Annotated in this window: 19 protein-coding genes; 13 read left to right on the top strand and 6 right to left on the bottom strand. The window is 59.0% G+C overall.

The features are described from left to right. Nucleotides 1-50 precede the first annotated feature (50 nt). Complete coding sequence (locus tag HMPREF2912_RS10695; protein WP_070684125.1) at nucleotides 51-521, top strand: metallopeptidase family protein; 471 nt, start codon at nucleotides 51-53, stop codon at nucleotides 519-521. A 128-nt stretch (nucleotides 522-649) separates the two neighbouring features. Here HMPREF2912_RS10695 and HMPREF2912_RS10690 read toward each other — a convergent pair whose 3' ends face one another. The 3 genes from HMPREF2912_RS10690 to HMPREF2912_RS10680 all read right to left on the bottom strand — a co-directional run bounded on the left by HMPREF2912_RS10690 (nucleotide 650) and on the right by HMPREF2912_RS10680 (nucleotide 3,413). Further along, nucleotides 650-898 (bottom strand): WhiB family transcriptional regulator, encoded by a 249-nt coding sequence (locus HMPREF2912_RS10690; protein WP_005528147.1) that lies wholly within the window; start codon nucleotides 896-898, stop codon nucleotides 650-652. A gap of 488 nt (nucleotides 899-1,386) precedes the next feature. Then, on the bottom strand, nucleotides 1,387-2,481 hold the full coding sequence (locus HMPREF2912_RS10685; protein ID WP_070522520.1) for a mannose-1-phosphate guanylyltransferase: 1,095 nt from the start codon (nucleotides 2,479-2,481) through the stop codon (nucleotides 1,387-1,389). Nucleotides 2,482-2,537: 56 nt separating this feature from the next. Next, nucleotides 2,538-3,413, bottom strand: a complete 876-nt coding sequence (locus HMPREF2912_RS10680; RefSeq protein ID WP_070684213.1) for a glycosyltransferase family 2 protein — start codon at nucleotides 3,411-3,413, stop codon at nucleotides 2,538-2,540. 89 nt (nucleotides 3,414-3,502) lie between these two features. On the opposite strand from HMPREF2912_RS10680, the gene HMPREF2912_RS10675 reads away from it, so the two are divergent. From HMPREF2912_RS10675 to HMPREF2912_RS10665, 3 genes are read left to right on the top strand one after another with little or no spacing between them, the layout of a single operon-like run. Continuing rightward, entirely contained in the window at nucleotides 3,503-5,155 is a 1,653-nt protein-coding gene (locus tag HMPREF2912_RS10675; RefSeq protein ID WP_210396394.1) for an LCP family protein, read from the top strand. Between the two features lie 45 nt (nucleotides 5,156-5,200). Continuing rightward, nucleotides 5,201-5,899: a TIGR03089 family protein gene (locus tag HMPREF2912_RS10670; RefSeq protein ID WP_070624416.1), complete on the top strand. Its 699-nt coding sequence runs from the start codon at nucleotides 5,201-5,203 to the stop codon at nucleotides 5,897-5,899. Nucleotides 5,900-5,923: 24 nt separating this feature from the next. Further along, nucleotides 5,924-6,646 carry a sulfite exporter TauE/SafE family protein gene (locus HMPREF2912_RS10665; RefSeq protein ID WP_070624415.1) on the top strand — a complete coding sequence of 241 codons (723 nt, stop codon included), beginning with the start codon at nucleotides 5,924-5,926 and terminating at the stop codon, nucleotides 6,644-6,646. 88 nt (nucleotides 6,647-6,734) lie between these two features. Here HMPREF2912_RS10665 and HMPREF2912_RS10660 read toward each other — a convergent pair whose 3' ends face one another. Together HMPREF2912_RS10660 and HMPREF2912_RS10655 are read right to left on the bottom strand one after the other, a co-directional pair. Further along, the gene (locus HMPREF2912_RS10660; RefSeq protein ID WP_070624414.1) at nucleotides 6,735-7,667 is read right to left on the bottom strand and encodes a type IV toxin-antitoxin system AbiEi family antitoxin domain-containing protein; all 933 of its coding nucleotides are present in this window, start codon (nucleotides 7,665-7,667) and stop codon (nucleotides 6,735-6,737) included. Between the two features lie 157 nt (nucleotides 7,668-7,824). Beyond that, nucleotides 7,825-8,706 carry a LysR family transcriptional regulator gene (locus tag HMPREF2912_RS10655; RefSeq protein ID WP_246816529.1) on the bottom strand — a complete coding sequence of 294 codons (882 nt, stop codon included), beginning with the start codon at nucleotides 8,704-8,706 and terminating at the stop codon, nucleotides 7,825-7,827. 130 nt (nucleotides 8,707-8,836) lie between these two features. Here HMPREF2912_RS10655 and HMPREF2912_RS10650 point away from each other — a divergent pair, with 130 nt between their 5' ends. The 3 genes from HMPREF2912_RS10650 to HMPREF2912_RS10640 are packed head-to-tail and all read left to right on the top strand — an operon-like array spanning nucleotide 8,837 to nucleotide 12,893. Further along, on the top strand, nucleotides 8,837-10,492 hold the full coding sequence (locus HMPREF2912_RS10650; protein WP_070684118.1) for a thiamine pyrophosphate-dependent enzyme: 1,656 nt from the start codon (nucleotides 8,837-8,839) through the stop codon (nucleotides 10,490-10,492). Nucleotides 10,493-10,504: 12 nt separating this feature from the next. Further along, complete coding sequence (locus HMPREF2912_RS10645) at nucleotides 10,505-11,839, top strand: aromatic amino acid transport family protein (protein ID WP_070684116.1); 1,335 nt, start codon at nucleotides 10,505-10,507, stop codon at nucleotides 11,837-11,839. A 13-nt stretch (nucleotides 11,840-11,852) separates the two neighbouring features. After that, entirely contained in the window at nucleotides 11,853-12,893 is a 1,041-nt protein-coding gene (locus HMPREF2912_RS10640; RefSeq protein WP_070684114.1) for a histidinol-phosphate transaminase, read from the top strand. Here the strand turns inward: HMPREF2912_RS10640 and HMPREF2912_RS10635 are convergent. Continuing rightward, entirely contained in the window at nucleotides 12,890-13,657 is a 768-nt protein-coding gene (locus HMPREF2912_RS10635) for a TetR/AcrR family transcriptional regulator (protein WP_083312498.1), read from the bottom strand. The genes HMPREF2912_RS10640 and HMPREF2912_RS10635 overlap by 4 nt on opposite strands. A 48-nt stretch (nucleotides 13,658-13,705) precedes the next feature. Between HMPREF2912_RS10635 and HMPREF2912_RS10630 the strand changes: the two genes are divergently transcribed. From HMPREF2912_RS10630 to HMPREF2912_RS10605, 6 genes are all read left to right on the top strand, one after another. Beyond that, nucleotides 13,706-15,217 (top strand): flavin monoamine oxidase family protein, encoded by a 1,512-nt coding sequence (locus HMPREF2912_RS10630; protein ID WP_070684112.1) that lies wholly within the window; start codon nucleotides 13,706-13,708, stop codon nucleotides 15,215-15,217. A 2-nt stretch (nucleotides 15,218-15,219) separates the two neighbouring features. Next, nucleotides 15,220-16,164 carry a universal stress protein gene (locus tag HMPREF2912_RS10625; RefSeq protein WP_070684110.1) on the top strand — a complete coding sequence of 315 codons (945 nt, stop codon included), beginning with the start codon at nucleotides 15,220-15,222 and terminating at the stop codon, nucleotides 16,162-16,164. Then, nucleotides 16,161-17,714 carry an APC family permease gene (locus HMPREF2912_RS10620; RefSeq protein WP_070684108.1) on the top strand — a complete coding sequence of 518 codons (1,554 nt, stop codon included), beginning with the start codon at nucleotides 16,161-16,163 and terminating at the stop codon, nucleotides 17,712-17,714. The genes HMPREF2912_RS10625 and HMPREF2912_RS10620 overlap by 4 nt, the downstream gene beginning before the upstream one ends. Nucleotides 17,715-17,739: 25 nt before the next feature. After that, nucleotides 17,740-19,116 carry an NAD-dependent succinate-semialdehyde dehydrogenase gene (locus HMPREF2912_RS10615; protein WP_070530901.1) on the top strand — a complete coding sequence of 459 codons (1,377 nt, stop codon included), beginning with the start codon at nucleotides 17,740-17,742 and terminating at the stop codon, nucleotides 19,114-19,116. 549 nt (nucleotides 19,117-19,665) lie between these two features. Next, nucleotides 19,666-20,850 (top strand): class II histone deacetylase, encoded by a 1,185-nt coding sequence (locus tag HMPREF2912_RS10610; protein ID WP_070523333.1) that lies wholly within the window; start codon nucleotides 19,666-19,668, stop codon nucleotides 20,848-20,850. After that, on the top strand, nucleotides 20,847-22,352 hold the full coding sequence (locus HMPREF2912_RS10605) for an APC family permease (protein ID WP_070530906.1): 1,506 nt from the start codon (nucleotides 20,847-20,849) through the stop codon (nucleotides 22,350-22,352). Before HMPREF2912_RS10610 ends, HMPREF2912_RS10605 begins: the two co-directional genes overlap by 4 nt. Nucleotides 22,353-22,464: the final 112 nt, after the last annotated feature.

Raw genomic sequence — 22,464 nt, 5'->3', positions numbered from 1 at the left:
GCGGCGCGTCTCGCCGCGAGCCCGCCTCGAAGCGGCTTAGACTAAGCCGCATGACCACGCCCCGCCCGCATATTCGCCCGGCCCGCCACCGCCATGGCCGTGGTGCCCGCGGGCCGCTGTTGCCGCAGAATACGCCGCGCTACCGCAGCAGCGCCGAGCGCTTCGACATGGCCGTACTCGAGGCCTACTCCCCCATTCACAATGCCTTTGCCGAGCAGCTCACCGGGCTCGATCTCGCCGTTGATACCGTGCCCCGCATGCGCCTCTCAGCTGATATGACTGTGTTGCCGGATGAAATCATCGCGGATGGCCCCGTTCCGCTCGGGCGCATTGTCCCGGCGGGCGTGGATTCCGATGGGCAGCCCACGCGCGCCCGGCTAGTCATTTTCCGCATGCCCGTGGAGGAGCGCGTGCACTCCGCGCAGGAGCGTGAAGAGCTACTGTCCACGGTGCTAACCGCTCTGGTGGCCAATTACCTCAACGTCGATCCCGGTGATATCGATCCGCGTTTTACTTGGTAAAGGCTAGGGGTGCGGAGCGACCCTGCCCTAAAACCACTACTCCCCCTCACCGCCGAGACCCGAGCCGAATGACATAGGACTGTGCAGTGAGGGGGAGTACTGGTGCTGGTTAGTAGCTGCTTTGAGCTCTAACCAATCTCACGCTTGAGGCGGCGACGCTCACGGTCCGAAAGCCCGCCCCAGATACCGAAGCGCTCGTCATGCTCCAAGGCATACTCGAGGCATTCATCACGCACCGCGCAGGCCTGGCAGATGCGCTTGGCCTCGCGGGTAGACCCTCCCTTCTCCGGGAAGAATGCTTCTGGATCCGTCTGGGCGCACAGCGCCTGGTCTTGCCACTCCTGCTCGACGGCACCAAAGAGTTCATCGAGCGACATCTCTGCAGCAGCACCGCCACGGAGAATAGCGCTGTTATTCGTTGTATTGTCCACGCCGCTTCCTTTCTCCGAGGTCGTTTCTCTCTTGATTCGATGGCACCGACCCTACACCGAAAAGATTTTTCGGTGCCGTGCCCGCCGTGCCGTTGATTACACTGATGTCATTTCACACCGAATCACTAAATATCGTCAACCTGTCGCGGGAGATTTTTCGGCGGCTCCAGCGAAAACGCTGTACAGCATCCTCAACTTTCACATCCGTCACAGATTACCTATCTAGGGGGCAATCATCGGGGGTACTACATGTAGTGGCCACCCCCAACCCTGTGAACAATTCTAAGGTTGCTTCGGCGTGTCGCCACCCAGTTGGGCAAAACACATGGATCTCATTCGCACCATGAAAACCATGCGTCACGCCCAAAAGATACGGAAAGCACCGAGAAGGTTCCGTCCTCCTCGGTGCTTTTCCTCCTTTTACGGCGCAGCGCTTAGGCGTCGGAGCTGAAACGCACGCCAGCGTCCGGAATGCTCACACCCGGGAAGACGCGCATGCCGCCCTGCAGTTCGCAGCGCGCGCCAATGGTGGCGCCTTCACCAATAACGCAGCCATCAATATGCGCGTTGGCACCGATGTGCGCACCCGAAGCAATGATCGAGTTGTTAATGATGGCACCCGGCTCAATGGTCACGCCGTCGAAGACCACCGTGCCGTCCAAACGCGAACCCGCCCCAATGACAGACCCGCGGCCCACAGCCGTACCCGACAGCAACAGCACGCCACCGGCAATACCCGCGGACTCATCCACCACGGACTCGCCCGTGCGGCCCACCAGCAACGGTGAATGCGCAATGCCGCGCACCAGATCGGAAGAACCGCGGACGAAATCATCCGGGCGGCCCATGTCGCGCCAATAGGAGTTGTCCACGTGCCCAACCACTAGGCGGCCGGACTCCAGCAGCTGCGGGAAGGTCTCGCGCTCCACGGAAACCACACGGCCCTCCGGGATGGTCGCAATAACATCCTTCTTAAACACGTAGCAGCCAGCGTTAATCTGGTTCGTCGGCGGATCCTCGGTCTTCTCCAAGAAAGCGGTCACCCGCCCGTTGGAATCCGTCGGGACGCAGCCAAACGCGCGGGGATCAGCAACGTTGAGCAGGTGCATCGTCACGTCGGCATCCTTCGAGTGGTGAGTATCGAGGATGCCGTTGAGGTCCATACCGGACAAAACGTCACCGTTGAACACCATGACCGTATCCTGGCGCAGCTTGTCGTAGACATTGCGGATACCGCCGCCCGTACCCAGCGCGGTTTCCTCCACGACGTACTCGATCTCCAGACCCAGATCTGAGCCGTCCCCGAAGTACTCCTCAAAAACCTCCGCCTTATACGAGGTGGAGAGCACCACGTGCTCAATCCCCGCGTCCTTGATGCGGGCGAGGAGGTGCTGAAGGAATGGGTAGTTGGCCGTGGACAGCATCGGCTTCGGTGTGCCAATCGTCAGCGGGCGCAGGCGAGTGCCGCGACCTCCCACCAGAATGACGGCATCGGCCGTCGATCCCCACTGGGGTGCTGATTCAGTCATATCGTTCCTTAATCTCTTTTCAGATAAGCCACCGTTAGTGTATAGGCGCACCTAGCTCAGGAGCCGTCGCGGCACGCGCTTAATACCAGCCCACGTACTCGCAGCCCCAGCCACAAGGCCACGCGCAGGGGCGCTTGGTACCAGTGCGGGTGCCTGTCCGCCTGGAAGCGATAGGCCGAATCATGGTGCGCGCGCAGCATTGCGCCGCGGTGCGCCTGCGTCGAATGGCCTTTGGCGTGGGTAATCACCGCCGTGGGGCAGAAGATATTGCGCCAGCCGGCGCGGACGAAGCGGTCACCTAAGTCCACATCCTCCAAATACATGAAGTAGCGCTCATCAAAGCCGCCAATCTGTTCAAAAGACTCCCAGCGCACCAGCAGACAGGAGCCGGATAGCCAGCCGGCGGGGCGCTCGCTGTCCATGTCGGCGTCATCGCGGTAGGCGCGCGACCACGGGTTGGAGGGCCAGATCGTTCCGAACAGCGCATGGCCAATTCCCGTGAGCAACGTGGGCACTGCGCGCGCCGAAGGATAGTTACTGCCATCCGGCTCCACGATGCGCGGCCCCACCGCCGCGGCATCCGGGTGGCGGCGCGCGCACGCAATCAGCTCATCCAGGGAGCCTTCGCTAAAGGTCACGTCCGGGTTGGCGATGAGGAAAAATTCGTCATCGACCCCACGCGCACGCACAAAGCGCGCGCCGGCGTTCATCCCCGCGCCGTAGCCGATGTTGCCGCCGGTATCGAGGAATTCCACGTCCACGTGTTCCCGCGCGGCGGCTTCTGGCACCCCGTCGGTCGAGCCGTTGTCGGCAAGGATGGTGAGGGTAGGGCGGGACGTCGCCAAGCGCAGCGATGCCAAGAAGTCGCTGAGGTAACGGCCGGGAGAAAAGGTCACGGTGACCACGGCCAGGGGTTTCTGTAAATTCTTCACGATGAATCTGAGCGTACCCAACGCCAACGCGCGCACGCGCCCGCGACACTGCTTCACGTTTTTGCAGCGAGCTCACCTAAACTAGTCCCGTGACTTCCCCGAACTCCCCGCGCGCCGCCCGCCATATCCAGGCCGCGCCCTCGCAGTCCGCGCCCACCGCCCAACGAGGATCGACGCCGGTGAAAGCCATCGTCGCTTTCTTGTCCGCCGTCGTCCTCGTGGTCTCCGGCGTGGGTTACTTCACCGTGGGCAAGCTGGGAAATGACATCTCCTCTGCGTCGAACCTGGCGCTGGGCAACCAGGGCGGTTTCAAGGACAGCAGTCTCGATGGCGCGGTCGACATCTTGCTCGTAGGCAAGGACTCCCGCACCGATGCCAAGGGGAATCCGCTTTCAGAACAGGAGCTGGCAGATCTGCATGCCGGCGTGGACGAAGGAGAGGAAAACACGGACACCATCATGGTGATCCGTATTCCGAACGACGGCTCGCGCGCGACTGCGGTGTCCATCCCGCGCGATACCTATGTCCACGACAGCGAGTTCGGAAACACCAAGATCAACGCTGTCTTCGCACTCCACAAGTCCGCCAAGATGGAGGAGCTCCAGCAGGAGAACGCTGAAGCTGAGGCAGCAGGTAAAAAGCCTCCTCACACGGAGAAGGAGATGGAGAAGGAGAGCACGGAGGCCGGCCGTGCTGGTCTCATCTCGATGGTGCGCACGCTCACGGATGTCAGCGTTGATCACTACGCTGAGGTGGGGCTCTTGGGCTTCGTGCTGCTTACCGACGCCGTCGGGGGCGTCGACGTCTGCCTCAACAATGATGTGGATGATCCGATGTCCGGGGCGAAGTTCCCGAAGGGGCGCCAGACCCTCAAGGGCTCCGAGGGCTTGTCCTTCGTGCGCCAGCGCTACGACCTGCCGCGCGGCGACCTCGACCGCATCGTGCGCCAGCAGGCCTACATGGCCTCGCTGACCTCGAAGGTTTTGGATTCGGGAACGCTGACGTCCCCGGGCAAGCTCAACAAGATCGCCGATGCCGTGGAGCGCTCCGTTGTCATCGATGATGGCTGGGACATCATGGGATTCGTCACCCAGCTGGCCGGACTGGCCGGCGGCAACGTGACGTTTACGACGATCCCGGTGACCTCCATTACCGGCGTGGGTGACTATGGCGAATCGGTGGTGACCATCGATACCGCGGAGGTCCACCGCTTCATGGATGATCTGGCCAAGTCCCAAGAGAAGGCTGAGGAAGAAAAGAAGTCTGAGGATGCCCCAACCGACCAGGAAGGCGAAGACGGCGAAAAGCCCGTGGCCGAGGACCTCAACCTCCACGTCCTGAACGCCGGCACCGTCGACGGCATGGCCGGCGGAATCGGCGCGTGGTTGAAGAACGTGGGCTACACCGTTGAGCGCACCGCCAATGCGCAGTCGGGCCTGTATACCGAGTCCCAGATTGTGGCCGCGGATGCCAACGATGAGCGCGCCCAGGCCTTGGCTGAGCAGCTCGGTGGCCTGCCGGTCACGGCCAACGAGGAGCTCGAGCCGGATACCTTCATCGTGGTGGCTACCGATGACTACTCCGGTCCGAAGGACGACTCCGCGCAAGAAGAGGAGGCTACCGCCGAGACGAGCGAAGGCGGCGACACCCAGCAGGTGGGTACTCCGGGCGATGACTTCGGTACCGCCGAGGTGGCACCGGAAATCGACGCCGGCGGCGACGGCCCGCGCTGCGTGAATTAAGAGCGTCGTGGCGGGCTGAGCGCCCGCCACCTACGATGGGCGGACATGGAACTCCTTCAGCATCTCTTGTCCGCCGATGCCTCCGCTCCCCGCCTCAGCGTCTACAACGAAGCTGACGGCACCCGCATGGACTTCTCGGCGCAGACGCTGGAGAACTGGACCTCCAAGATTGCCAACATGCTATTGGAAGAGCTCGACCTTGAGCCCGGCACCGATGCCCGCATCCTCATCGACCTTCCGGTGTCGTGGCAGTCTGCCGTCATTGCGCTTGGGGCACTAGCCGCGGGCATCCCCTTTGACATTACGGATGGTGCGGCTGCCCCAGAGCCGCACGCCGATGATCTCGCCGTAGTTTTCACCTCCCCGGAGGCCTACCTCGAGGCCACCGCCGGCTCGGCTTCTACCCCACTGGTCGACACGGTGCTGGTCACGCAGGATCCTTTTGGCCGCGGCGTGGTTGAAAGCGGCGGCGAGTTGCCTCTCGGCACCATCGACTTCGGCCCCACGGTGCGCTTTTATGGCGATCACTTCTATGGTTCCACCACTCCGCTTCCGGAGCTTTTCCCCACGGATTTGGGCGCTGAGCGCGTGTTGTCTCCTGGGTGGAGCGACACCGCTTCCTTCCAACGTGCTGTGTTAGAGCCACTGGCTGCGGGTGGCTCGGCCGTCATCGTGTCCGGATTGTGCTCGGCGGACCGCTTGGAGGAAATCGCGGCCAACGAGAAGGTCACTGTCCGCACTTGAAGCCTGTCGTGAGATAGTAGACCGATGTTCAGCTGGCTCTACGTCTTCATCGGCCTACTCATCCTTGTGGGCACAATCTGCCAGGGCACCATCGGATTCGGCCTGGGCACCATCGCCACCCCAATCTTGGCGCTGATTAAGCCGGAGCTTGTTCCCACGCTTATCCTCCTGCTGGCCTTCGTCATTTCAACCACGACAATGCTCAAGTCACGCTCAGCGGTGTCGTGGGACATCGTGGCGATTTCCTCCATCGCGCGAATACCCGGCTCCCTGCTCGGCGCGTGGGCCATTGCCTCCCTCTCCCACCGCGGGCTCTCCCTTTTCATCGGCTGCGCCGTCATCTTTGCCATGACCTTGTCCAGCCTCGGCTGGTCGCCGAAGCGAACCACCACCAACATCGCGGTGGCGGGCGTTGCCTCGGGGTTCCTGGGCACGTCGACCTCCATCGGTGGTCCACCCATGGCGTTAGTCATGAAGGGTTACGACCCCGCCCGCATACGCGGCACCCTGTCGGGCACGTTCATCATTGGCTGCGCCATCTCGCTGGCGATCTTGGCCTTAAGCGGGCAAATCACCAGCCTGCAGCTCACCACGGCCGCGGCCTACCTTCCGGTAGCCATCGTCGGCCTCATCGCCGCCGGATACCTCAACCGATTCATCAACGCCACGGTGCTCAACCGCATCGTCATCATCGTGGCCATCAGCGCGGCTGTGGCGCTCATTGTTGAGGGGCTGGTTGCTGCCTAGCGTCCGCGGCCTACTGCCAGGACCACGCTCCACACTGCCCGTTCTGCCAAAGTTCTCGCCTCCGACCCAAGATCTGTCAATAACTTTGTCAACTAGGGCAGTCGGGCGGCTGCGGGACGTCGGGCGGCTCAGGCGGGTCCGGTGGCAGATACCCCAAGTGCTCGCTGTACTCCCAGGGCTTTGGCTTGGGTGGCAACACTCCCTCATGCCAGAAGCCGATGAATTTGAAGTAGCGCTTCTCAAAGTCCGGATTCCTGGCATTGGCTATCTGGTCGATGACATAGTCCAGATGATGTGCCACGCAATGACCTGTGTAGCGCAACGTGAGCCACCCAATCAGCGCACCCTCGTTGTTCTTCCAATGGTCTCGCAGCCATGCCTCTCGCTGGGAATGGAATTTCATCCCGTTGATTTCTACCGCAACCTTGAGCTCTGGGAGCACGATGTCCCAAGTGTAGTGGCCGATAACAACGTTGCACTCAACTTTGATTCCGCGCCTTTTCAGCCCCTTGGCCACCTTGACCTCCGCACCGGAATCCGTGAACAGGGCGGCTTGCTCCAGCATCCGTTGGCTTGCAACAGGGATGACATTGAGTGCTTCGCGGTGGCTGTCCAAGCGAGCACGCCCCACCTTCGAAGAATAGATAGATTCGAAGACGCGAATCCCCAAATCAGGACTAACGGACTTCATAGCGACAAGAGGATTAAGAATCCGGATCCCCGACAAAGTGACAAAACTAGTGACGCTCACCCGCGAGTGCACATAAAAGGTCGATGTCGGCATCCTCTCTGCACTAGCAAGCCTCAGTGGAAAAGTGACAGGCTCGCCAAGGAGGACCTGGGCTGCCGTTGTGCCTGTCGCCTTAAGGTATGGACGGTGCTCCTGCAACAGCTTCAAAAGCTCTAAAGGCTCGGGCCTGCCCCAGACGTAGATTCCCTTGGCGATTCTCGCAATCTCCCCACGGCTCACGCGAGTTGCAAGCGCGCCTTTAGATAGGCCGCGCACAACGCCATGGTTCATGTCATTCCCCCCCGGAAAGTTTGGCCTCCACGCTAACATGGCGCCCCGCCACATGCCGAGCAACTGCCCGTTCTGCCAAAGTTATAGCCTCTGATTCAAGATCTGGCCTGATCTTTGGCAACAACGACAGTTATGCCCACTGCAAACTAAGCAGACCCTAGCGAAGCGACCCCTCAATAAAACTGCGGAACCGCCGAGCAATCTGCGCAATTTCCTGCCCCGCGAAGTGGCCCGGGGACCACGCCGCCACCAGCGGCACACCGCCCAGAGCGCGCTCGCCATCAACGACATCAAAACCCACCAGCCGCGCCGGCTGCAGCTCCGTCATTAATGCTACGGCTCGCCCGGCACGCGCCAAGGCGCATAACGTCGCCGTATCATCGCACTCCACGTGCGAGCCCAGGGCATAGCCAGCCGTGCCCACGAAGGAATCCACCACCCCGCGGGACACGCTGCGCCGCGAGGGCAACGCCACATTTTCCTGCAGCAAGCGCTCGACCTCCACGCTTGTCGAACCCGCACACTCGAGCGCCAGCGGGTGCGTTGGCGGCACCCAGGCGCGCACCGGAATCGTGCCCAGCGGCAAGGAAGCCACGTCATTGCCCGGCGGGATGGTAGCAATCACCACGTCGGCGGTTCCTTCCAGCGCATCAAAGACGTCGTAGTGCGAGACCGGAGTCGTGGTAAGCAGAGGAATCGACGAGCCGGCGGCCTCTATAAACGGAGCGAGAAGCGTCGACATCGTCGTCGGCGTGGCCGCCACGCGCAGCGCCGGAATTCTGCCAGCCCGAAGCGCCTCCACCGCCTGCCCGGCGCGCGCGGATGCAGCGAGGAGGCGGCGGCAGGTGGGAATGAGGGCATGCGCTGCGTCGCTCAGCACAAGCGCAGATCCAGCCCGCACGAAGAGCTCAAGGTCCAGCTCCTTTTCAAAGCGCCGGAGTTGGCGGCTCAGCGCCGGCTGGGTAATTCCGAGGCGTGAGGCGGCAGCGGTCACCGTCCCGACCTCAGCCACCGCGAGGAAATATTTGGCTTTCACCATGTCCATTCCCCTACTTTTACCAGACCCCATGCCCTATATGCATGGCTTTAGAGCTTTAGCAGCATTAGACAACATGACATCACCAAAGAATAATGAGACCACTACCACAACGAAGTCAAGGAGGTTCTCCATGTCACATGTCGGCGCCGCCATTGCCGCATCCCTTGCAGCACACGATGTGCCCCGCGCATTCCTCGTACCCGGCGAAAGCTTCCTTCCCGTGTTGGACGGACTCTACGATTCCCCCGTCGAAGCCATCGTCTGCCGCCACGAAGGCGGCGCCACCTACATGGCCGAAGCCCACGGCAAAGCCACCGGCCAGCCCGGCGTAGCCATGGTCACCCGCGGGCCCGGCGCGGCCAACGCCTACGTCGGCATCCACACCGCTTGGCAGGACGCTACCCCGCTCGTCCTCTTCGTCGGCCTCATCCCCACCTCGGACCGCGACCGCGAATCCTTCCAGGAATTCGACCCCAAAGCCTGGTTCGGAACCCAGGCCAAGCAGGTCTTCGTCCTCGATGATCCGGAGCGCGCCTCTCGCGTCGTGGCCGAAGCATTCTTCCAAGCCCAGCAGGGCCGCCCCGGCCCCGTCATCGTGGGGTTGCCGGAGGATGTTCTCCACCAGGAGTTCACCGACACCATCCACCCGCCCATCCCGGTTGCAGAAGGCGCGCTTTCCGACGATCACCTGGACCTCCTCTCCCGCGAACTGAGCCGCGCAGAACGTCCACTCATTTTTGCCGGCGGTCCGCGCTGGACCCCAGAGACCGCGGAGAAGATCACTCGCTTCGCCGAAGAGCACCGTATCCCAATCATTCAAGACTTCCGCGCGGCCGACCGCGTGCCTTTCGACTCCCCCGCCAACGCCGGCTGGCTCGGCTACGGCCGTGACCCCCGCGCGGCGCAACTTTTGGAAGCCGCCTCCCTCGTCATCGAAGTTGGTGCCGTTCTCGGTGATGTTCCTACCGACGGCTATACCTTGCGCCAGTCACCGCAGGCACGCAACATCGCCATCAACCCCGATACCAGCCTGCGCGGCCACTCGGTGGCGCTGCTAGAACACATCGTGGCAAGCCCTGTGGCCTTCGCTAACACGCTGGACCGCCTAACCGTCGAGGGCACGGAACAGCGCGGCGAGTGGTTTGATTCCGCGCACGCGAACCACCTCGGCTTCGCCACCCTTCCCGAGCCGGCGGACTACCGCCCGGGCAAAGAGGGCACCGCCCACATGGAGGCCATCCTCGCAGCGCTCCACGAGCAGTTGCCCAAGGACTCGATCTACACCTTTGGCGCCGGCAACCACTGCATCTGGGCCCAACAGTTCTTGCGCTCGACGGTCTACCCCTCCCAGTTCAGCGTGCGCAACGGCTCGATGGGCTACTCCATCCCGGCCGCTGTGTCCACCAAGCTGCAGTTCCCGGAGCGCACCGTGGTCACCATTGCTGGCGATGGCGAATACCTCATGAACGGCCAGGAGCTGGCCACCGCGCTGCAATACGGCGCGCCTTTCCTCATCATCGTGATGTCCAATGGCGAGTTCGGAACCATCCGCGACCACCAGAAGAAGCACTTCCCCGACCGCGTATCCGGCACGCAGCTGGTGAACCCGGATTTCGCGGCGGTAGCCCGCGGCTTCGGTGCCCACGGCGAGCTCGTCACCGATGACGCACAAGCACCGGAGGCCGTGGCCCGCGCTTTGCACGCCATCGCCAACGACGGGGTACCGGCACTGATCAACGTCATCACCGACCAAGAGCATTCCCTGCCTATTCCGCCCACCAACTAAAGGAGGCTCATCATGAGCTCTACCCACACTCCCCCAACGACCACGCCACCCACCACTGAGCTGAAGGAGGGCGAACACATTGTGGGCGATGGGGTCGTCGCCAAGCAGCGCCCCGCCGCCTCCACCGCATCGTGGATCATTACGCTCTTCGGTACCGCCGTGGGTGCCGGCATCCTCTTCCTGCCGCTCAACGCCGGTGGTTTCGGGTTCTGGCCGCTGGTCTTCGCCACGATCTTCATCTTCCCGCTGGTGTTTTTCTCCCACCGCACCTACGCGCGCATCGTCGCGGGCGCCCCCAAAGAGGACCACGGCAAGGACATCCTCGAGCTGGTCTCGCAGTACCTGGGCAAGGGCCAAGGAATCGTCTTCGCGGTGCTGTATTGGATCACGGTCTTTTCCACGGTCCTGATTTACGGTGTCTCCATCACTAACGCGGTGGATAGCTTCATCGTCAACCAGCTGGGCGGGCCTTCGCTCGACCGGTGGCTACTGGCCATGCTCTGCGTCGGCGTCATGACCGGTGCCTTCGCCATCGGCCGCAAGCCCATGATTTGGCTGGCCCAGGTGCTGGTGTACCCGCTGATTATTGCGCTGGCCGTCACCTCCATTTACCTCATCCCGCGTTGGGACTTGGAGAGCTTCCTTCACTTTGATGACGGCTCGGATGGCTACGGCGGCATTTTCAAGGGTATTTTCCTCATCCTGCCGGTGCTGGTCTTCTCCTTCTCCCACATGGCAGCGCTGTCGCAATTCGCCCTCGACATGCAGCCGCAGTACGGCGAGAAGACCGAAAAGCGCGTCTCCCGCACGGAGTTCTACACCTCCATCCTGCTCGTGGTCTTCACCATGTTCTTCGTGTGGTCCTGTGTCCTCGCGCTCGGCGCCGACGGCATGAATGAGGCCCTCGAGCAAAACATCCCGGTGCTCTCCTACTTCGCCAACGTCACCGGCACGCCGTTCATGGCCTACATGGCGCCCATCGTGGTCATCTGCGCCATCGTCTCCTCTTACTTCGGCCACATGCTCGGCACAGAAGAAGGCACGGAGTACCTGCTGAAGAACGCCGCGCCGAAGCTGGCGGAGAAGGTCTCGCACCGCACGCTGCTCAACATCATTTATGTCATCGCCTTCGTGTGCACCACGCTCGTGGCGATCTTCAACCCCTCCATTATTTCCATGATTTCCGTGGTCTCCGGTGTCTTCGTGGCGTTCATCGTTTACCTGGTTCCGGTGTACATGTTCAAGAAGTTGGACGTGTACAAGCACTTCCGCAATGACCCGTGGAACTACTTCGTCTTCGGCATGGGCCTGCTGATTATGGCCGTGACCATCTGGGACATGATTTAGAAAGGACGTGATTATGCTTCGCAATGATCTCTCGAGCTTCCCCGAGTACAAGGTGGGCAAGGACTTCCCCAACGCGCTCAAGCTCTCATCCAATGAGGTCCCCTTCCCGCCAGCTGAGGACATCATCGCCGCGGTTGCCGACGCCGCCCGCACCACCAACCGCTACCAACAGCCCGGCAGCCTGGAGCTCACCAATGCACTGTGCAACTACTTGGGCGTGCCAGCGGATAATATCTTCGTCTCCGCGGGCTCCACGCCCATCCTGCAGGCCACCATCTTGGCGTCCTGCCATACAGGCGATGAGGTCATCGTGCCCTGGCGCAGCTTTGAGGCCTATCCCCTCTACGTGCGCATGGCCGGCGCGGAGCCGGTTCTGGTCCCACTCACGGAGGATTACCGCGTCGATCTGGAAGCAGTACTCGAGGCGCTAACGGAGAAGACCAAGCTCATCATCCTGTGCAACCCCAATAACCCGACGGGCACCGTGATTACCCGCGGTGAATTCCGCGCCTTCATGGACCGGGTGCCCAAGGATGTCGTCGTGCTGTTGGATGAAGCCTATTGGGAATACAACGACGCCCCCGATACCCCGGATTCAGTGGAGGAATACCAGCGCTACCCCAACCTGCTCGGCGTGCGCACCTTCTCCAAGGCGTGGGGATTGGCCGGCATGCGCGTGGGCTACGCGGTGGCAGGCGAAGAGATCATCAACGCGTTGCGGCTGCTCTCCCTGCCGCTGACGGTGACAGCCATGGCGGAAACCGCCGCCGTGGAGGTGCTCAAGCGCCACGACGAGCTTGCCGACGCCGTCGAGATCACCAAAGCACAGCGCGACCGCGTCTGCGCGGAGCTGGGTGCTGAGAAGTCCTACGGCAACTTCGTCTGGCTGCCGCGCGCGGATGCCGCGGAGGTGGAAACGAAGATGCTCGATGAAGGCGTGGTCATCCGCCGCTACCTCGACGAAGGCGTGCGCGTGTCCATCACCGATGAGGCCGAGACCACCCAGTTCTTGGAGGCCTGGAGGCGCGCGGGCATTGAGCCTTGGAGGAGCTAGCTATTCTTCTCGTCGGGGAGATCTGACAGGAGGGCTTCAAGGCCTAAGCGGAACGGCTCGTCGGCGTAGGGATTCCTCTGATCCTGACTCTCTGTCATGGAGGCGTCCGGTGAAAAAGCACCGCGCGCATCGGCCAGTGCCGGTGCGCGCGCCTCACTATCCACCGGAAGGTCAAAGATGTCTTCGGGGGCGTGGACGTCGTAAGCACTGCCATAAATGAAAGATTCCAACGCCACGATGCGTGGCATGATGGCCGAGCTTGGAAGACCAGTCAGCTTCAAAACTCGGGCTAGCACCTCGTACATTTCAACCGTACGAGGTGCTCCAGAAATAGGTGTCAACGCAATAATCCGCACGAGCGGAACATGCCGTGCACAGACATCGCGGTAGGACGTTGCCCAACGTATGAGTGCATCGCGGGGTGAGAGTGTCGGGGTGGCCTCCAATGCGGCATACAAGGAACTGCATTCCACTTGCTCCATGACTGCATCTTCGATCAGCGCGAGCAAGTCATCTTTCCCCGAAAGGTGGTTGTACAACGCGCTGGTTCCCACGTTTAGACGGCGGGCAATGCGCGCCATTGTGAGTTTTTCATATCCTTCTTCCCCCACAATGGTGAGCGCAGCCTTAGCGATTTTTTCGCGCGTAACCAGCGCTTTATGGGGACGACCTTTAGACCGATGTGAATTCCCAGCTTCAAAACCTTGTCTCACGTTACGTTCCTTCTGTACAGTGATACGAGACACAAAATGAATGATGTTCATTTTGCCACACCTGCCCCTTCATCGTCCCATAGGAACGGAGACACCTTCATGACTTCACTCGTCAATCCAGACAATCCCGTTATCGAGCGCGATGTCGTCGTTATCGGCGCTGGCCCCGCTGGCCTCATGGCCGCACATACCCTAAAGAAGAAGGGCCTGAGCGTAGCCGTCCTCGAAGCTCGCGAGCGCGTCGGCGGCCGTACCTGGAACGGCAAGGTCAAGGATGCACAGGGAGTCGAGCACTTCGTAGAGCTCGGAGGCCAGTGGATCTCCCCCGACCAGACCCGCCTCATCGAGCTCGTTGATGAACTCGGCCTCGAAACTTTCTCCCGCTACCGCGAGGGCAAGTCGATCTACGTCTCCCCTGATGGCACCCGCCACGAGTACGAAGGCACTGTATTCCCAGCCGATGAGAAGACCATTGCTGAGATGGACCGTCTCATCAAGATCATGGATGAACTCGCAGCGGAAATGGACCCCGCAAACCCTTGGTCCCACCCGCGCGCCAAAGAGCTAGACTCCGTCTCTTTCCGCTCTTGGCTTGAGGAGCTTTCCGACGACACTGAGGCCATCGACAACGTTTCGATTTATGTGGCGTCCGGCATGCTGACCAAGCCCTCCTACACGTTCTCCACTCTTCAAGCAGTGCTCATGGCTTGCTCCGCAGGCTCCTTCAGCAACCTTGTCGATGAGGACTTCATCCTGGATAAGCGCGTCGTCGGCGGTATGCAGTCCGTTTCCTTAACTCTTGCCAAGGGCTTGGGCGACGATGTCCACCTCGGCACTCCTGTGCGCGAGCTTCACTGGGCGGAGCCGGATGCATCTACCGCGGACGAACTCAACAACATCAAGGCAGATGTTCGCAATGGTGTCGCCGGCAATGGCGAAGCCGGAAATGTTACCGCCATTTCGGAGAAGGTCACTGTAAAGGCCCGTTTCGCTGTCCTTGCTGTTCCGCCAAACCTGTACAACCGCATCTCCTTCGTCCCGCCGATGCCGCGCGACCAGCAGATTGCGCACCAGCACATCTCCATGGGACTGGTTATCAAGGTCCATGCCATCTACGACACCCCGTTCTGGCGCGAAGAAGGACTCTCCGGCACCGGCTTTGGTGGCGGTCGCCTCGTTCAGGAGGTTTACGACAACACCAATTACGGCAAGAATTTTGCCGAATCGACCGCAGATAAGGAAGACACCTACGGCACCCTCGTGGGCTTTGTCTCCGACGTTTATGCAGAGGAGATGTGGCACCTGCCGGCTGAAGAGCGCAAAGAACGCATTCTCGACGCCATGGCAGATTACCTTGGCCCAAAGACCAAAGAGCCCATCGCTTTCTACTTGTCTGACATGGCAGCCGAAGAGTGGACGCGTGGTGCCTACGCTACCTCCTATGATCTCGGTGGACTCTCGCGCTGGGGGCACCTCCAGAATCAGCCGACCGGCCCCATCTACTACGCATGCTCCGACATCGCTGCGGAAGGTTACCAGCACGTCGACGGCGCAGTACGCCAGGGCGAGACCGCCGCACTGGCTATCGCAGAGCAAGCAGCGAAGGCTTAAACATGGCTCCCGCAAGTTTCCCTCGCCGCAGCACTAGTGGTTGCATCCTCGTGGGCTACGTCGCTACCGATTTCGGCAAAGACGCGTTGCGCTTAGGAATTGCTCTCGCAAAAGAGCGCAACGTGCACCTCGAACTCGTTATGGTAGCCCCCGCGCATAGCTCCTTCTCGGGCGTTTACCCGCACGACCGTGGCTATGACTCCATTGTGGAGGAACAAATCGCTGGATGGCTGGAGGAGGCTCTCGCGGAGGTTCCTGAAGAAATCACTGCAACCGCACGCATCGTGACGGGAGATTCCGAAGCTGCCGCGCTCTGCGAAACTGCGGAGACCCTTGGTGCTGACTTGCTCGTCGTTGGCGCCCGGAAGGGCGGCCTCTTCGGACGTTTCCAGATGGGTTCCGCGGTCAATGCGCTCTTGCACTCTGCCCCCGTTCCTGTCGCGCTTGCACCACGCGGATACTCCTACCCAGGCCCTATCACTCGAGTCACAACCTTCTTCGGTCCTCGTCGTGGCACCTCCGACGTCATTGCGATCGGCCTTGATCGTGCGCGTCGCCGTGAGATTCCCTTGCGGCTCGTTTCGCTCGTCCTAAGCGGTGAGTCTGACATGCATGGGCTCGGAACCGACGTGCCCAGTGCGCTCAATGCTTATGCCAACCGAAAACTGGCTGACTCCGCTCAACACATGCTTGACGCCGGGCACGCCACCACCGAGGTGGCGTCTGGCAAGGATGTCAGCACTGCGTTGGAAAAGCTGAACTGGCAAGACGGGGAAATCGCCGTTGTCGGTTCCTCCCGCATGGCCGTTCCTGGACGCCTCTTCTTAGGCTCAACAGCGTCTCGAATGCTCCGCTTGATCCCAGTCCCCATGGTTGTTGTGCCCGCCGGCTATATGCAGGCCGGCAAAGAAAACAATCTTCTATCGAAAGGTGGTGACAACACATGACCACCACGACCCCTTCGACGCCAACCACCCACTCGGTAAATGAGACAGCGTCGAACAAAGGCCTAGCTACGGGCCGCGTCGGATTGCTTGGCGCAGTAGTCATTGGCGTCAGTTGCATCGCCCCTACCTATACGCTGACCTCCGGTATTGGCCCAACGATTTCAGCTGTGGGTCAATACGTCCCGGCAGTGCTGTTGCTGGGCTTTATCCCCATGCTGCTTGTAGCGTTTGCCTACCGCGAGCTCAACAACGCAGTCCCTGATTCAGGTACTTCCTTCACGTGGGCTACAAAGGCCTTCGGCCCGTGGGCCGGCTGGATGGGAGGATGGGGGCTTATCACCGCCACGATTCTGGTGCTATCAAACCTGGCGGCGGTGGCCGTCGACTTCTTCTACCTACTTCTTGGTCAGCTCTTCAACAACCCGGCTATTAGTGATCTGACCCGGAACCTGTGGGTCAATATCCCGACTACCTTCGTCTTTATCGCTATCGCGGGCTACATCTCTTACCGCGGCCTCGACTCAACACAAAAGCTGCAGTATGTACTCGTAGCGATTCAGATTGCTGCCATTGTGCTTTTCGACGTCGTCGCAATCCACAACGCCTATAACAACGGCGGATTCGACTTCACACCGATTTCGCTCGAATGGTTCAACCCGGTTGGCATCGGAAGCTTTTCCCTCATTGCTGCGGGCATCTCACTGTCCATCTTCATGTTCTGGGGATGGGACGTAACCCTCACGATGAACGAGGAAACGAAAAACCCCGAAAAGACGCCGGGTCGTGCAGCTACGATCACCGTGCTCATCATCATCGCGCTGTATATCCTCACCGCGCTGGCAGTCATCACTTGGGCCGGCACAGGTGACACAGGCCTGGGCGCTGGTAATCCAGAGAATCAGGAATCGATTTTCGCGGCGCTTTCAGAGCCTGTCTTGGGCAAGGCCTCGATCCTGATTTATATCGCGGTTCTGTCCTCTTCCTTCGCCTCCCTGCAGTCCACGATGGTGGGCCCCGCCCGCACCTTGCTGGCTATGGGCTATTACCGCGCTTTGCCGCCGGTGTTCGCAAAGATCAGCCCCCGCTTCCGTACACCGTCGACGGCCACCATTGTTTCCGCTGCAGCAGCAGCCGTGTTCTACGCGGTAACCCGCCTTATTTCGGAAAACGCGCTATGGGACACCATCGCTACGATGGGCCTCATGGTCTGTTTCTACTATGGAATTACGGCCGTGGCCTGCATCTGGTACTTCCGAACCGAACTGTTTAGCTCGATGCATAACATCGTGTTCAAGTTCCTCTTCCCCACTGTGGGCGGCGGATTCTTGCTCATGATGTTCTTCATCACTGCATTCGATTCCATGGATCCGTCCTACGGATCCGGGTCTGAAATCGGTGGTATCGGCATGGTCTTCATATTGAGCGTCGCTGTCTTAGGGCTCGGCGTATTCATCATGCTGTTCACTCGCTTTGCCCACCCAGGATTCTTCAAGGGCGAAACCCTCACGCGAATTTCCTCGCGCGACGACGACCAGCAACCGCTGGTCTAACTACACACGAGAAAAGGAGTAATCAATGTCCAACACCTATCGCGTACAGAACCCCGTAACCAATGAGGTAGTCGAAACCTTCGATACCGCTACCGACGCTGAGATCGAAGCAGCACTGGCAAAATCTGCCGCGGCTTATAAAGAGTGGTCTGCACGCCCCATCTCTGAGCGCGCAGAAATCATGACCCGCGTCAGCGAGCTCTTCGAGGAGCGCAAGGAAGAACTAGCCCAGATCGCCGGCGAGGAGATGGGCAAGTTCCACTCCGAAGGCATCGAGGAAGCTGAGTTCTCTTCCGCCATTATCAAGTACTACGCCGATAACGGCGCAGACTTCACCAAGGACCAAGAGATCCCAACTGCCTCCAACGGCACTGCAGTCATCCGCCGCCTGCCTATCGGCCCACTGCTCGGCATCATGCCGTGGAATTTCCCCTACTATCAGATCGCCCGTTTCGTGGCGCCCAACCTGATGCTGGGCAACACCATCATTCTCAAGGATGCGGAAATCTGTCCGCGCTCGGCCCTCGCCGTTCAGAAGATCATGGATGACGCTGGCGTTCCTGAAGGCGTGTACAACAACGTCTTTGCTTCCCACGACCAGATTTCCACCATCATCGCGGACTCTCGCATCCAAGGTGTATCTCTTACCGGTTCTGAGCGCGCAGGCTCCATCATCGGCGCGCAGGCCGGCGAAAACCTCAAGAAGGCTGTTCTCGAGCTCGGCGGCTCTGACCCGTATGTCCTGCTCGATACTGACGACGTCAAGGCAGCTGCGGAGCTGGCATGGGGCACGCGTATGTACAACACCGGCCAGGCCTGCAACTCGAACAAGCGCATGATTGTCATGGAAGACATCTACGACGAGTTCGTCGCTGAGCTCGAGCGCCTCGCCAACGCTGCAGTAAAGTCCACTCCGGACAACCAACCCGAAGGCGCATACTCTGCACTGTCCTCCCGTGAGGCAGCTGAAAAGCTGCGTGACCAGCTGGACCGTGCCGTTTCTGCCGGTGCTAACTTGCGTGCTGGTGGCGAGCTCTCTGCGGAAGGCGCTTACGTCTCCCCTGCTGTCATCACCGATATCCCGGTTGGCTCCGATATCTACTACGAGGAGTTCTTCGGCCCAGTCGCGACCGTTTACAAAGTAAGCAGCGACGAAGAAGCCCTCGATTTGGCTAATAACACCCAGTACGGCCTCGGCGGCACCGTGTTCTCCCAGGACCCCGAACGCGCCGCCGCTGTCTCCCGCCGTCTCGAGTGCGGCATGGCTAACGTGAACACCCCCGCTGGCGAAGGCGAAGAAATGCCATTCGGTGGCGTGAAGCGCTCCGGCTTTGGCCGCGAGCTCGGCCCGCTTGGCATGGATGAGTTCGTTAACAAGCAGCTCTACTACGTGGAGAAGTAGCCCGAAATAGATCACTAAAAGGGTGTTGGATTATCGACGGATAATCCAACACCCTTTTGGTTTTCGTACGCCCCAATTGAAGTAAAACCTGTTTCATCAAACTCAATACGAGTCCACCCGTAAACGGAATGAACGCATCCATCGAGGTTGGATTAATTCCTATAACAAATTACAATCCAACAATCCTTCCCGCGAGCCAATATTGCCGCAAATATCGCCAGTAAAACATTGCAAAAGCTTTCACTTCCATGAGATAGCCTGCATGTATACAAATATTTACGCACGATAGATGGACTAACTCGCAACCAATTCACCCTCACAAAGGGGTAGGCAGCCGTTAGCTTTATTCGATTCAAAATGGCTATACCACCATTAGCCAATACCTCTAACAGCAGTTCAAAAACAACGGACTCCACTGCCAATATTAAAAAGCATAATGGCACCTTAGAGAAATTAACCTTCCCCGCAATTAAGGCGAAAACAGTCTCTCAAATCACACTCGACAAGTACTATGGTCTGCAACACCACAGCCGAAAGGAAGGATTGTAAATGTCAACCAAAAAGCAAGATAAAGTCTCTGTGGGTTATCTCTGGGACACGCTCTACGGATGGCACGACACAGGCACGGGTGGCAATGCGCCGGCGAACCCAGCCCTTGGCCTACAACCCGTGAACCGCCACTTCTCTTCGCCGGAACCAAAGCGACGCCTAAACGAATTAGTGCAGGCCTCGCAGCTCCGCAAACACCTCACCAATCTTTCGGCAAAGCCGGCGACGAAGGAGCAACTCGAAAGAATTCACTCCAAAGAACACATCGAGTCGATGCTCCAACAGTCTCAACTACCGAAAGGTGGCGATTGTGGAGATGGAGGATCACCGTTCGGACAAGGAGGCGCAGACATTGCGAAGCTCTCAGCTGGCGGCGCAATTGAAATGACTCGAGCTGTACTAGACGGAGAGGTTGACCGTGGGTATGCCTTGATTAATCCTCCGGGACACCATGCTGAGAGGAACCGTGGCTTAGGCTTCTGCCTTTTCAATAACGCGTCGGCTGCAGCGTCTTTTGCTCTCGAGGAACGCGGTCTAGAAAGAGTCGCAATCGTAGATTGGGATGTTCACCATGGCAACGGAACCCAAGACATCTGGTGGGAAGACAACCGTGTTCTCACAGTATCCATCCACCAAGATAGAAATTTCCCGGTCGACAGTGGTTTCGTCGAAGAACGAGGCTCCGGAAAAGGCAAGGATTTCAACCTGAATATCCCCCTTCCTCCAGGAAGTGGCGACCTAGTGTATGAAACCGCGCTTAATGAGATCGTCATTCCAGCGCTCGAGGAATTCAAGCCAGAATTAATCATCCTTAGTACAGGCTACGATGCCGCGATGATGGACCCTCTAGGCCGCATGATGGTAACAACCTCGGGTTACTACAACATGACTCAGGCTCTTGCAGCTGCTGCAGACAGCCTTTCTGAAGGAAATCTAGTCGTGGTCCAAGAAGGCGGCTATTGCCAGTACTACGTTCCTTTCTGCGGTCTTGCAGTGTTTGAAAGCCTGACCGGTGAAGAGTCCGGTTTCAAGGATGAATACGCCGAAATCGTGGAAGGACAGATTCGAAAGACGTTCACAGATGAACAAATCGAGTATCTAAGAAAGGCATATACCGCTCACTTCAAAGAAGACAGCCCCGCGCTTGAAAGTCTCTCCCCTGCTACAAGTGATGGTGCCGTATGAGCGAAAAGATTCGTACCCTCAAGACGCACAACATTGTCTTTCTAGTAATTGCAGCAGCTGCACCTTTAACGGTGGTTTCCGCCGGAGTAACGGCAGCATACGCCACATCTGGAATGCCAGGAGTTCCTCTCGGCTACCTGCTTTGCGGAGCACTCGTGGCATTCTTTTCAGTCGGCTTCTGCGCTATGGCCAAGGAGATACCCAATACTGCTGCATTCTTTTCCTACGTCTCCGCCGGCCTCGGGAAAAGTCACGGTTTAGCAGCTTCTTCACTGGCTATCGTTTCTTACACTGCTATGCAGATCGCACTTTACTGTCTTCTCGGATACACAGCATCTAGCTTATTTGAATCGATAGTAGGCACCTATATCCACTGGGCGGTGTGGGCACTCATAGCTTTAAGCCTAGTGGCATTTCTAGGCATTAAATCTGCCGATGCCACTTCGAGAATTCTAGGAGTTCTTCTCTTCTTGGAGTCTTGTGCCATCGTGTTCTTCTGTGTTCTCGCAATCCGCAACCCTGCAGATGGGCTCTCGATTGGCACCTTATCTCCGTCCGCGCTCATTGGAACTGGCACAGGAACTCTCCTCGCGTTCACTATCGCCGGGTTCATGGGAATTGAAAGCAGTGCTATGTACTCTGAGGAGGCAATCAATCCGGAGAAAACCATCCCAAACGCGACGCTTATATCAATTCTGATTATTTCCGGCTTTTATGGATTCTCTTCATGGTCAATTGCCCAAAGCACTGGAGAGTCTCAGGTAGTTGATTCTGCGCAAGAATCTGGTTCGGATCTGTTCTTCAACTTTATTGCCAGCCAGGGATACGAGTCCATCGTTCCGCTAATTCAGCTTCTCTTGGTCACCTCCCTCTTCGCAGCCGTTACAGCCTTCCACAATTCTATTTCCCGCTACCTCATGGCGCTGGGGCGAGAACAGGTTATTTGGAAGAACCTCGGCACGACTAGCGAAAATGGTGCCCCTGTTGCGGCATCGCTTTTCCAATCTTGCTTCGGTTTGTTTGCCATCGCCACGGCACTGCTTGCTCAAAAGCTCTCAGGATATGACGAAAGCTTTCCATCAGCAATCGTGTTCTCTTGGATGAGTAACGCTGGTGGTTTCGGACTCGTCTTCTTGCTTCTAACCACTTCGGTCTCGGTTTACTTCTATTTTAGGAAGCACAAAGGGCTTTACCCAGTGTTCGTCACAAAAGTGGCGCCAACTATCGCCATCATTGGGTTCGGCACAATGTTCGTGCTGATCTTGGCCAACTTCGAGAACCTCATTGGCGATGCCGAGCTGTGGTATTTGGTTTTCGTGATTCCAACCATCATCCTCTTGTGTGGAGTAGCTGGCTTTGTTCGCGGCGAGCTGCTCAAGCGCTCCCATCCTCACATCTATAGCAACATCGGTTCTGGACATCCCCCAGGCGAAAGCCGCGTGCAGAGTAGGGCAACCGCTGAGCCGAAAAACTCTCAACTAGTCACATCAGCACAAGATTGATCCAAAGCACGAAAACGTGAACACGGTATTGAACGCTTATGGGAAACCTCGGGGACGTACGCCCCGATTGTGCAGAGCTAACGAAATCTACCGGTAACGACAAGAGCGGCGG

Source organism: Corynebacterium sp. HMSC056E09 (assembly GCF_001813425.1).
Lineage (GTDB): Bacteria > Actinomycetota > Actinomycetes > Mycobacteriales > Mycobacteriaceae > Corynebacterium > Corynebacterium hesseae.
Note: the sequence above shows the minus strand (reverse complement) of the source record. Positions and strands in the feature narration are given on the sequence as shown.